The organism is Pseudomonas sp. FFUP_PS_473, assembly GCF_002858665.1.
GTDB classification, from domain to species: Bacteria; Pseudomonadota; Gammaproteobacteria; order Pseudomonadales; family Pseudomonadaceae; genus Aquipseudomonas; species Aquipseudomonas defluvii.
The window spans coordinates 81,985-93,612 of the sequence record NZ_PJQQ01000014.1 but is presented as its reverse complement, the minus strand read 5'-3'; the positions used below and the strand labels follow the sequence as shown (position 1 = coordinate 93,612).

10 protein-coding genes and 1 pseudogene are annotated in these 11,628 nt (G+C 62.4%); 10 read left to right on the top strand and 1 reads right to left on the bottom strand.

Annotation, left to right across the window (positions count from 1 at the left end; all coding sequences use genetic code 11):
• The first annotated feature begins 24 nt into the window (after window positions 1-24).
• From pyrR to CYD26_RS11890, 10 genes and pseudogenes are all read left to right on the top strand, one after another.
• A complete protein-coding gene (gene pyrR / locus CYD26_RS11935) occupies window positions 25-546 on the top strand; it encodes a bifunctional pyr operon transcriptional regulator/uracil phosphoribosyltransferase PyrR (protein WP_065761897.1) in 522 nt (173 codons plus the stop codon).
• 12 nt (window positions 547-558) lie between these two features.
• Window positions 559-1,563, top strand: coding sequence for an aspartate carbamoyltransferase catalytic subunit (locus tag CYD26_RS11930; RefSeq protein ID WP_065761896.1), 1,005 nt, complete (start codon window positions 559-561; stop codon window positions 1,561-1,563).
• Entirely contained in the window at window positions 1,560-2,831 is a 1,272-nt protein-coding gene (locus tag CYD26_RS11925) for a dihydroorotase (protein ID WP_065761895.1), read from the top strand. The genes CYD26_RS11930 and CYD26_RS11925 overlap by 4 nt, the downstream gene beginning before the upstream one ends.
• 237 nt (window positions 2,832-3,068) lie before the next feature.
• Window positions 3,069-3,599 carry an ATP-dependent protease subunit HslV gene (hslV, locus tag CYD26_RS11920; RefSeq protein WP_065761255.1) on the top strand — a complete coding sequence of 177 codons (531 nt, stop codon included), beginning with the start codon at window positions 3,069-3,071 and terminating at the stop codon, window positions 3,597-3,599.
• A gap of 77 nt (window positions 3,600-3,676) precedes the next feature.
• Complete coding sequence (gene hslU, locus CYD26_RS11915; protein WP_099773368.1) at window positions 3,677-5,014, top strand: ATP-dependent protease ATPase subunit HslU; 1,338 nt, start codon at window positions 3,677-3,679, stop codon at window positions 5,012-5,014.
• A 45-nt stretch (window positions 5,015-5,059) separates the two neighbouring features.
• Entirely contained in the window at window positions 5,060-5,437 is a 378-nt protein-coding gene (locus CYD26_RS11910) for a gamma-butyrobetaine hydroxylase-like domain-containing protein (protein ID WP_065761257.1), read from the top strand.
• A gap of 349 nt (window positions 5,438-5,786) precedes the next feature.
• A pseudogene (gene phaC / locus CYD26_RS11905) lies at window positions 5,787-7,468 on the top strand (class II poly(R)-hydroxyalkanoic acid synthase).
• A gap of 61 nt (window positions 7,469-7,529) precedes the next feature.
• The gene (gene phaZ / locus CYD26_RS11900; RefSeq protein WP_065761259.1) at window positions 7,530-8,381 is read left to right on the top strand and encodes a poly(3-hydroxyalkanoate) depolymerase; all 852 of its coding nucleotides are present in this window, start codon (window positions 7,530-7,532) and stop codon (window positions 8,379-8,381) included.
• Window positions 8,382-8,503: 122 nt separating this feature from the next.
• Window positions 8,504-10,186, top strand: a complete 1,683-nt coding sequence (gene phaC, locus CYD26_RS11895; RefSeq protein WP_099773367.1) for a class II poly(R)-hydroxyalkanoic acid synthase — start codon at window positions 8,504-8,506, stop codon at window positions 10,184-10,186.
• A gap of 13 nt (window positions 10,187-10,199) precedes the next feature.
• Window positions 10,200-10,814 (top strand): TetR/AcrR family transcriptional regulator, encoded by a 615-nt coding sequence (locus CYD26_RS11890; protein ID WP_065761261.1) that lies wholly within the window; start codon window positions 10,200-10,202, stop codon window positions 10,812-10,814.
• 67 nt (window positions 10,815-10,881) lie between these two features.
• On the opposite strand, the gene CYD26_RS11885 is transcribed toward CYD26_RS11890, so the two are convergent.
• Window positions 10,882-11,619, bottom strand: a complete 738-nt coding sequence (locus tag CYD26_RS11885) for a phasin family protein (RefSeq protein WP_065761262.1) — start codon at window positions 11,617-11,619, stop codon at window positions 10,882-10,884.
• Between the last annotated feature and the right edge of the window lie 9 nt (window positions 11,620-11,628).

Genomic DNA, 11,628 nt, shown 5'->3' with positions numbered 1-11,628 from the left:
CGCCCGGCCTCTTGAGGAGCAAGCATGAGCCTACCCAATCCCGCCGAACTGATCCGGCAGATGGCCAGCGACCTGCAGGCGCATCTGGCCCGCCGTAACATCACCGAGCCGCGCTACATTGGCATCCGCACGGGCGGTGTATGGGTTGCCCAGGCCCTGCTTGAAGCCCTTGGCCAACAGGACGCCGCGCTCGGCACACTGGACGTATCGTTCTACCGCGACGACTTCAGCCAGAACGGCCTGCACCCGCAAGTGCGTCCGTCAGAGCTGCCCTTCGAGATCGAAGGCCAGCACCTGGTGTTGGTGGATGACGTGTTGATGAGCGGTCGTACCATCCGCGCCGCCCTCAACGAACTGTTCGATTACGGCCGTCCAGCCAGTGTCACCCTGGTCTGCCTGCTCGACCTGGACGCTGGCGAACTGCCGATCCGTCCGAATGTGGTCGGTGCAACCCTGTCCCTGGCTGCCCATGAACGGGTAAAATTGCTCGGCCCCGCCCCGCTCGCCCTAGAGCGCCAGGACCTCGCCACCGTTTCCGCACTTTAAGAGTCCCCCGCGATGACGCCAATCGACGCCAAGCGCCCGCTGCAGCTCAATGATCAGGGCCAGCTGCGCCACTTTCTCTCGCTCGACGGTTTGCCCCGCGAACTGCTGACCGAAATCCTCGATACCGCCGACTCCTTCCTGGAAGTCGGTGCCCGGGCCGTGAAAAAGGTCCCATTGCTGCGCGGTAAAACCGTGTGCAACGTGTTCTTCGAGAACTCCACCCGTACCCGTACCACCTTCGAGCTGGCTGCCCAGCGACTCTCGGCGGACGTGATCACCCTGAACGTGTCGACCTCCTCGACCAGCAAGGGCGAGACGCTGTTCGACACGCTGCGCAACCTCGAGGCCATGGCGGCCGACATGTTCGTGGTCCGTCATGCCGACTCCGGTGCTGCACACTTCATTGCCGAGCACGTGTGCCCGGACGTGGCGATCATCAACGGTGGCGACGGCCGCCACGCACACCCGACCCAGGGCATGCTCGACATGCTGACCATCCGTCGGCACAAGGGCAGCTTCGAGAACCTCTCGGTGGCTATCGTTGGCGACATCCTGCACTCGCGGGTCGCCCGCTCGAACATGCTCGCGCTGAAAACCCTGGGCTGCCCGGACATCCGCGTGATCGGCCCGAAAACCCTCCTGCCAGTGGGCATCGAGCAGTACGGCGTGAAGGTCTACACCGACCTGGAGCAAGGCCTGAAAGACGTCGACGTGGTGATCATGCTGCGCCTGCAACGTGAGCGCATGCAGGGTGGCCTGCTGCCGAGCGAGGGCGAGTTCTACCGCCTGTTCGGCCTGACCACCGCACGCCTGGCCGGCGCCAAACCGGACGCCATCGTCATGCACCCGGGGCCGATCAACCGTGGGGTCGAGATCGAATCGGCCGTGGCCGATGGTGCCCACTCGGTCATCCTCAATCAGGTCACCTACGGCATTGCCGTGCGCATGGCCGTACTGTCCATGGCCATGAGCGGCCAGACCGCACAACGTCAATTCGAGCAGGAGAACGCCCAGTGACCCTCAGCATTCTCGGCGCCCGGATCATCGACCCGGTCAGCGGCCTGGACCAGGTCAACGACCTGCACATCGACGCGGGCAAGATCGTTGCAATCGGCGCCGCCCCGGCCGGCTTCAACGCTGCGCGCAGCCTGGATGCCCAAGGCCTGGTGGCTGCGCCGGGCCTCGTCGACCTCAGCGTCGCCCTGCGTGAGCCGGGTTACAGCCGCAAAGGCACCATTGCCAGTGAAACCCGTGCTGCTGCAGCCGGTGGCGTCACCAGCCTGTGCTGCCCGCCACGGACCAAGCCAATACTGGATACCTCGGCAGTCGCCGAGCTGATTCTCGACCGCGCCCGTGAAGCCGGACATGCCAAAGTGTTCCCGATCGGCGCCTTGAGCAAAGGCCTGGAAGGCGAGCAACTGGCTGAACTGATAGCCCTGCGAGATGCGGGCTGCGTGGCCTTCGGCAATGGCCTGAGCGGCTTTGCCAACACTCGCACCCTGTGCCGCGCGCTGGAATACGCCGCCACCTTCGACCTGACGGTGATCTTCCACTCCCAGGACCGCGACCTGGCCCAGGGCGGCCTCGCCCATGAAGGCGCAATGGCCAGCTTCCTCGGCCTGCCGGGTATTCCCGAAACCGCCGAGACCGTGGCGCTGGCGCGTGACCTGCTGCTGGTTGAACAAACCGGCGTGCGCGCACACTTCAGCCAACTGACCAGTGCCCGCGGCGTCGAGCTGATTGCCCAGGCCCAGGCCCGGGGCCTGCCCGTGACCGCCGATGTCGCCCTGTACCAGTTGATCCTCACCGATGAAGCGCTGGTGGACTTCTCCAGCCTTTACCACGTCCAGCCACCGCTGCGCACCCGGGCCGACCGCGAAGGCCTGCGCGAGGCCGTGAAAGCCGGTGTAATCCAGGCCATTTCCAGCCATCACCAGCCTCACGAACGTGACGCCAAGCTGGCACCGTTCGGCGCCACCGAGCCAGGTATCAGCAGTGTCGAACTGCTGCTGCCGCTGGCCCTGACGCTGGTCGAAGACGGCCTGCTGGACCTGCCAACCCTGCTCCAGCGCCTGTCCAGCGGCCCGGCGCACGCCTTGCGCCTGCCGGTTGGTGAACTGAAGGTGGGGGCAGCAGCCGACCTGGTGCTGTTCGATCCGAAGGCCTCGACTGTCGCGGGCGAACAATGGCGCTCCAAGGGTGAAAACTGCCCGTTCATCGGCCACTGCCTGCCAGGCGCCGTACGTTACACCCTGGTCGACGGGCATATCAGCCACGAAGCCTGAGCCTGCTGACACCTCAGGCTGCTGAAGAACCCCCGCTTTTTAGCGGGGGTTCTTTTTTAAGCCAACGACAGCGTAAGACCGTAGCGCCCCCTGACCGACTCGCCTGAGACGGCACATGGGAAGCCGGCAAGACCCGCCAGCAAAACAACCGCTCATCCGTAGCAGTTGAAATACCCGTCATCACCCCCATATGAGTCTGCATCGGCATTTTCGCCCCGCTGCGTGGAGACTCTCCCCTTGACCACCATCGTTTCAGTACGTCGCCACGGCAAAGTCGTCATGGGCGGCGACGGCCAGGTTTCTCTCGGCAACACCGTGATGAAAGGCAACGCGAAGAAAGTTCGTCGCCTGTACCACGGCCAGGTGCTCGCTGGCTTCGCTGGCGCCACCGCCGATGCGTTCACCCTGTTCGAGCGTTTTGAAGGCCAGCTGGAAAAGCACCAGGGCCACTTGATCCGCGCGGCCGTCGAACTGGCCAAGGAGTGGCGTACCGACCGCTCCCTGAGCCGCCTGGAAGCCATGCTCGCGGTCGCTAACAAAGATGCCTCGCTGATCATCACCGGCAACGGTGACGTGGTTGAGCCGGAAGATGGCCTGATTGCCATGGGCTCCGGCGGCAACTTTGCCCAGGCCGCCGCACGCGCGCTGCTGATGAAGACCGACCTGTCGGCCCGCGAAATCACCGAGACGGCCCTGGGTATCGCCGGCGATATCTGCGTGTTCACCAACCACAACCTGACCATCGAGGAAGAGGACCTGGCGGAGTAACCAGCTGTTCTGGCGCCCAGCATTTCATCGCTGGGCTTTTCCACGCTGAACTCATCGTTAAAGGACCACCTATCACCATGTCCATGACCCCCCGCGAAATCGTCCACGAACTTAACCGCCATATCATCGGCCAGGACGATGCCAAGCGCGCCGTCGCCATTGCCTTGCGCAACCGCTGGCGCCGGATGCAGCTGCCTGCTGAGCTGCGCGTCGAAGTGACCCCGAAGAACATCCTGATGATCGGCCCGACCGGCGTCGGTAAAACCGAAATCGCCCGGCGCCTGGCCAAGCTGGCCAACGCACCGTTCATCAAGGTCGAAGCGACCAAGTTCACTGAAGTCGGCTATGTGGGCCGAGACGTCGAGTCGATCATCCGCGACCTGGCCGATGCCGCCATCAAGCTGCTGCGCGAACAGGAAATGGTGCGCGTACGCCATCGCGCAGAGGACGCCGCCGAAGAGCGTATCCTCGACGCCCTGCTGCCACCGGCCCGCACAGGTTTCAACGAAGACGCCGCCCCGAGCCAGGACTCCAACACCCGTCAGCTGTTCCGTAAGCGCCTGCGTGAAGGCCAACTGGACGACAAGGAAATCGAGATCGAAGTCGCCGAGGCGATGGGCGTCGACATTTCTGCGCCGCCGGGCATGGAAGAGATGACCAACCAGTTGCAGAACCTGTTCGCCAACATGGGCAAGGGCAAGCGCAAGAGCCGCAAGCTCAAGGTCAAGGAAGCCCTGAAGCTGGTGCGCGACGAAGAAGCCGGGCGCCTGGTCAACGAAGAAGAACTCAAGGCCAAGGCCCTGGAAGCCGTCGAGCAGCACGGCATCGTGTTCATCGACGAAATCGACAAAGTCGCCAAGCGTGGCAACGTCGGCGGTGCCGATGTATCCCGTGAGGGCGTGCAACGCGACCTGCTGCCGCTGATTGAAGGCTGCACGGTGAACACCAAACTGGGCATGGTCAAGACCGACCACATCCTGTTCATCGCCTCGGGTGCGTTCCACCTGAGCAAGCCAAGCGACCTGGTTCCCGAACTGCAAGGCCGCCTGCCGATTCGTGTCGAACTCAAGGCCCTGAGCCCGCAAGACTTCGAGCGCATTCTCAGTGAGCCACATGCGTCGCTGACCGAACAGTACCGCGAACTGCTGAAGACCGAAGGCCTGAACATCGAGTTCACCCCGGAAGGCATCAAGCGCCTTGCCGAGATTGCCTGGCAGGTCAACGAGAAGACCGAGAACATCGGTGCCCGTCGCCTGCACACGCTGCTGGAGCGTCTGCTGGAAGAGGTGTCGTTCAGCGCTGGCGACCTGGCCAGTGCCCACAGCGAAACACCGATCCAGATCGACGCCGACTACGTCAACAGCCATCTGGGCGAATTGGCGCAGAACGAAGACCTGTCTCGTTATATTCTGTAAGCCTCACCCTCTTACAGGCAGGGCCGTTCGCGGCCCTGATCGCTTATGACTCGACTCCCCACCGCAATCAATCTGCACAAAGCCTCCAAGACCCTGAGCCTCAGCTATGGGCCCAACGAGGTCTACCACCTGCCCGCCGAGTTCCTGCGCGTGCACTCCCCCTCCGCCGAGGTCCAGGGCCACGGCACCCCCATCCTGCAATTCGGCAAGCTCGGGGTCGGCCTGAGCGCGATCGAACCGGCCGGCCAGTACGCACTGAAACTGACCTTCGATGACGGCCACGACAGCGGTCTGTTCACCTGGGAATACCTGGAGCAACTGTGCCTGCGCCAGGAACAGCTCTGGGCCGAGTACCTGGAGGAACTGGCCAAAGCCGGCAAATCCCGCGACCCTTCCGAGTCTGTCATCAAACTGATGCTCTAATCAGGCACTCTTGCGTTTTAGAGCGCATTTTCTAATTTGATCTGCTTGAATGCCTCTGCACAGCCAATGGATGGCTGGCGTGCGCAACACCTTAACGTCGGGTTACCAATGGATCTGGCAAGTTCCCTGCATCGGTTTTTTTGCAGGCTCTAGTCGAGATGCCGAAGTCGCGAGCGAGCGCAGGCTGTCTTCTCACGCAAAGACCACCCGCACGACGCGCCTTCGTTTTCATCCAGACACGCTGTACGCAGTTCGTTATCACTGGTCACCCGAGCAGTAGTACCGGCCTCTCCTGTGCCACCGCCACAGCCAAAACCGGTACTCGTCTCAGGACAACGGAGCGTCGTAGATGAGCAACAAGAACAACGATGACCTGCAGCGCCAAGCCTCGGAAAACACCTTGGGCTTAAATCCTGTAGTGGGCTTGCGCCGTAAGGATTTGCTGACTTCTGCCCGTATGGTGCTGCGCCAGGCCATCCGCCAGCCGCTGCACAGTGCCAAGCATGTCGCGCACTTCGGCATGGAACTCAAGGATGTCCTCTTCGGGAAGTCCAGCTTGCAACCGGAGAGCGATGATCGTCGCTTCAACGACCCGGCCTGGAGCCAGAACCCGCTGTATCGCCGCTACCTGCAGACCTACCTGGCCTGGCGCAAGGAATTGCACGACTGGATCGGCGACAGCAATCTGTCGGAACAAGACATCAGCCGTGGCCACTTCGTCATCAACCTGATGACCGAAGCCATGGCCCCGACCAATACGGCTGCCAACCCGGCTGCGGTGAAGCGCTTTTTCGAAACGGGCGGCAAGAGCCTGCTGGATGGTTTGTCCCACCTGGCCAAGGATCTGGTGAACAACGGCGGCATGCCCAGCCAGGTCAACATGGACGCCTTCGAGGTTGGCAAGAACCTGGGCACCACTGAAGGCGCCGTGGTGTTCCGCAACGAAGTACTGGAACTGATCCAGTACCAGCCAACGACCGAGCAAGTGCTTGAACGCCCGCTGCTGGTGGTACCGCCGCAGATCAACAAGTTCTACGTCTTTGACCTGAGCCCGGAGAAAAGCCTGGCACGCTTCTGCCTGCGCTCCAACGTGCAGACCTTTATCGTCAGTTGGCGAAACCCGACCAAGGCTCAGCGCGAATGGGGCCTGTCGACCTACATTGATGCACTGAAAGAAGCCGTCGACGCCGTGCTGGCGATTACCGGCTGCAAAGACCTGAACATGCTCGGCGCCTGCTCCGGTGGGATTACGTGCACCGCGCTGCTCGGCCATTATGCGGCGCTGGGCGAGAACAAGGTCAATGCCCTGACCCTGCTGGTCAGCGTACTCGACACCACCCTCGACAATCAGGTCGCACTGTTCGTCGACGAGCAGACCCTGGAAGCCGCCAAGCGACATTCCTACCAGGCCGGCGTACTGGAAGGCCGCGACATGGCCAAGGTATTCGCCTGGATGCGGCCCAACGACCTGATCTGGAACTACTGGGTCAACAACTACCTGCTGGGCAATGAACCTCCCGTGTTCGACATTCTGTTCTGGAACAACGACACCACGCGCCTGCCGGCTGCCTTTCACGGCGACCTGATCGAAATGTTCAAGAACAACCCATTGACCCGCGCCGATGCACTGGAAGTGTGCGGAACCCCTATCGACCTGAAGAAGGTCACCAGCGACATCTACAACGTAGCCGGTACTGCCGACCACATCACACACCATGGCAGTCCTGCTACAGATCCGCACAGCTGTTCGGCGGCAACGTGGAGTTCGTGCTGTCCAATAGCGGCCATATCCAGAGCATCCTCAACCCGCCAGGCAACCCCAAGGCACGCTACCTGACGGGAGGTGAGCTGTTGCCACAGGCCAGCGAATGGCAGGAAAACGCCATCAAGCACCCAGACTCCTGGTGGCTGCACTGGCAAAACTGGCTGACAGAGCGCTCGGGAGAGCTGAAAAAAGCACCGACACGCCTTGGCAGCAAGGCCTATAGCGCAGGCGAAGCCGCACCGGGCACCTACGTTCACGAGCGTTGATACACCCGCCGCCGTGGCCTGCCGAGGGGCACGGCGCTTTATCCATCACAGGGGCTCGCGCATGCCGCAACCGTACGTTTTCAGAACTGTCGATCTGGATGGCCAATCCATCCGAACGGCAGTTCGCCCCGGCAAATCGCACTTGACGCCCTTGCTGATCTTCAACGGCATTGGGGCCAACCTGGAACTGGTGTTTCCATTCATCCAGGCGCTGGACCCGGACCTGGAAGTGATCGCCTTTGACGTGCCCGGTGTCGGCGGCTCCTCCACCCCGCGCCGCCCGTACCGCTTTCCAGGCCTGGCCAAACTGACCGCACGCATGCTCGATTACCTGGACTATGGCCAGGTCAATGTCATCGGGGTTTCCTGGGGTGGCGCCCTGGCGCAACAGTTCGCCCATGACTACCCGGAACGCTGCAAGAAACTGGTACTGGCGGCGACCGCTGCCGGTGCGGTCATGGTCCCCGGCAAGCCCAAGGTGCTGTGGTTGATGGCCAGCCCGAGGCGCTACATACAGCCCTCCCATGTCATCCGCATTGCCCCGGACATTTATGGCGGCGCATTTCGCCGCGACCCGGACCTGGCCTTGTCACACGCGGCCAAGGTGCGCTCTTCGGGCAAGCTGGGCTATTACTGGCAACTGTTCGCCGGCCTTGGCTGGACCAGCATCCACTGGCTGCACAAGATCCAGCAGCCAACCCTGGTGCTGGCCGGTGACGACGACCCCTTGATCCCACTGATCAATATGCGCCTGCTGGCCTGGCGAATTCCCAATGCCCAGCTACACATAATCGACGACGGCCATCTGTTCCTTGTCACCCGGGCCGAGGCCGTCGCACCGATCATCATGAATTTCCTCCAGCAGGAGCGCCAGCGGGCCGTGATGCATCCTCGGCCTGCACCTGGCGGTTGAGCGGTGCCCTGGCCTGTCGCTTGCGTGCGTGGCAGAAAGGCTACGCCAGAACCGCGAAGCGCAATTGGTGCCGCACTTGCATGGATGAGTGTGTTGATGGCTTGACGACGGAGTGTTGCCTGATGAAAGACAGACCCGCGAAGGGCGTACCACCGGCCCCCGCCACCTATATCAACGCGCAGAACGCGATCACCGGATTGCGCGGCCGCGACTTGATCTCGACCTTGCGCAGTGTCAGTCGCCATGGTTTGCGCCACCCGCTGTACACAGCCAAACACATGCTGGCCCTGGGCGGACAGTTGGGTCGGGTGCTGCTGGGCGATACGCCTCATCAACCCGGCCCTCGCGACGAGCGCTTCAACGATCCGACCTGGCGCCAAAACCCTTTTTATCGGCGTGGCCTGCAGGCCTACCTGAGCTGGCAGAAGCAGACAAGCCAGTGGATCGACGGCAGCCAACTGAGCCATGACGACCGCGCCCGTGCGCACTTCCTGTTTTCACTGATCAACGATGCCCTGGCCCCGAGCAACTCACTGCTCAACCCGCTTGCGGTGAAGGAGCTGTTTAACACCGGCGGCCTGAGCCTGCTGCGTGGCCTGAACCATCTGCTTGATGACCTGCGGCACAATGACGGGATGCCCCGGCAGGTCAACCGGGAGGCCTTTGAGGTCGGCAAGACACTGGCCACCACACCCGGCGCCGTGGTGTTTCGCAACGAACTGCTGGAGCTGATCCAGTACAAGCCGATAAGCGAGAAACAGTACGCCCGGCCCTTGCTGGTGGTGCCCCCTCAGGTCAACAAGTTCTATATCTTCGACCTCAGCCCGCACAACAGCTTCGTCCAGTACATGCTCAAGAATGGCCTGCAGGTGTTCATGATCAGCTGGCGCAACCCTGACCCGCGCCACCGTGAGTGGGGCCTGTCCAGCTATGTGCAGGCCCTGGAAGAAGCCACCAACGCCTGCCGAGCCATCAGCGGCAGCCGAGACGTGAACCTCATGGGGGCCTGCGCAGGTGGTTTGACCATGGCCGCGCTACAGGGCCATTTGCAAGCCAAGCGCCAGTTGCGTCGGGTACACAGCGCCACCTACCTGGTGAGCCTGCTCGACAGCCAATTCGACAGCCCGGCCAGCCTGTTCATCGACGAACAGACCCTGGAAGCCGCCAAACGACGCTCCTACCAGCACGGTGTGCTCGACGGGCGCGAAATGGCCCGCGTGTTCGCCTGGATGCGCCCCAACGATCTGGTCTGGAACTACTGGATCAACAATTACCTGCTGGGCAAGTCGCCACCGGCGTTCGATATCCTCTACTGGAACAACGACAGCACCCGCCTGCCCGCCGCGCTGCACGGCGACCTATTGGACTTCTACAAGCACAACCCGCTAGCCCACGCCGCCGGCCTGGAAGTGTGCGGCACCCCCATCGACTTGCAGAAGGTTACGCTCGACAGCTTCACCGTGGCCGGCGACAACGACCACATCACCCCATGGGATGCGGTCTATCGCTCGACCCTGCTGCTCGGCGGTGAACGGCGCTTCCTGCTGGCCAACAGCGGGCATATCCAGAGCATCATCAACCCGCCGGGCAATCCCAAGGCCTGGTTCATGGAAAACCCGAAACTGAGCAGTGACCCACGCGCCTGGTTCTATGACGCCAAGCAGGTCGATGGCAGCTGGTGGCCGACGTGGCTGGAATGGATACAGAAACGCTCCGGGACGCAACGCGAAACCCTGAATGTACTCGGCAACCCAAACTTTCCCCCCATGGACCCCGCACCCGGCACCTACGTGCAGGTGCGCTGAACAAGAAGAACGGATGAAAACCCGCGACCGTATCCTTGAGTGTGCCCTGCAACTGTTCAACCAACAGGGTGAACCCAACGTCTCGACTCTGGAGATCGCCAATGAAATGGGCATCAGCCCGGGCAACCTGTATTACCACTTCCATGGCAAGGAGCCCCTGGTACTCGGGCTGTTCGAGCGTTTCGAGGAAGAACTGACGCCGCTGCTCGATCCACCGGTCGACCTGCGCCTGGATGCCGAGGACTACTGGCTGTTTCTGCACCTGATCGTCGAACGCATGGCCCAGTACCGCTTCCTGTTCCAGGACCTGTCGAACCTGGCCGGACGCCTGCCACGCCTGGCACGCGGTATCCGCAACCTGCTCAACGCGCTCAAGCGCACCCTCGCCGCCCTGCTGTCCAGCCTCAAGGCGCAAGGCCAGATCAAGGGCGACACGCGCACCCTCGGCCAATTGGTCGAGCAGATCACCCTGACCCTGCTGTTCTCGATGGATTACCAGCGCATCCTGGCTCGCGACAGCCAGGTCGGCATCGTCGTCTATCAGGTGATGATGCTGGTCGCACCGCACCTTGAGCCTGCGCCACGGCATGCGGCCGAACAGCTCGCGCTGCGTTATCTGGACGATTGACAGCCTCACCGGCCAGAACTGAAAACGCCCGGCACACAGGCCGGGCGCTTGTCGACAGCCGCCTCGATCAGGCCTGGCTGGTAGATGCCGGGGTCGCCGACGGCGTACCGCTGACCGGGGCTGGCGCCGCGCTTGCTGCTGGCGTGGCGGCCGGTGTGGCGTTCACGGTTGCAGCAGGCTTGGCGGCCGGTGCCTTTTTCACGGCTGGCTTTCTTGCCACGGGCGGCTTGGCGGCAGCGGGCTTGGCCGCGGCTTTTGCAACTGCAGGCTTGGCTGCCGGTTTAGCTGCTGCAGTCTTGGCTGCAGGTTTGGCGGCAGCTTTCGGTGCGGCTTTGGCCAGTGGCTTGGCAGCCGGTTTGGCCGCCGCTGGCTTGGCCGAAACCGACTTGACCGAGGCGCCGGTGAGTTTCTCGATTTGCTTGGTCAGGGTATCGACCTGCTGATGCAGGGCCTTGACCTCATTGCGGCTAGGCACCCCCAGACGCGAAATCGCACTGTTCAGGCGCTTGTCGAAGGCTTCTTCGAGCTCGCTCCACTTGCCCAGCGCCCGCTCCTTCACATCGCCAACCCGTGATTTCGCGGACTTTGCCGAACTCTTTGCAGCATCTACCTGCTCGTCGACCCGGGTCTTGGCCTGCTTCTCGGCTTTCTCGCCATCCTTGACCAGAGTTTCGAACAACTTACTGCCATCGTTGCTGATCTTTGAGTAAGCGCCCAAGCCTGCCAGCCAGATCTGACGGGAGTACTTTTCGACCTCGCCGACCCAGGAGCTGCCTTCTTTTTCTACTTTCTTCTTGCCAGCCATCCCGCTCTC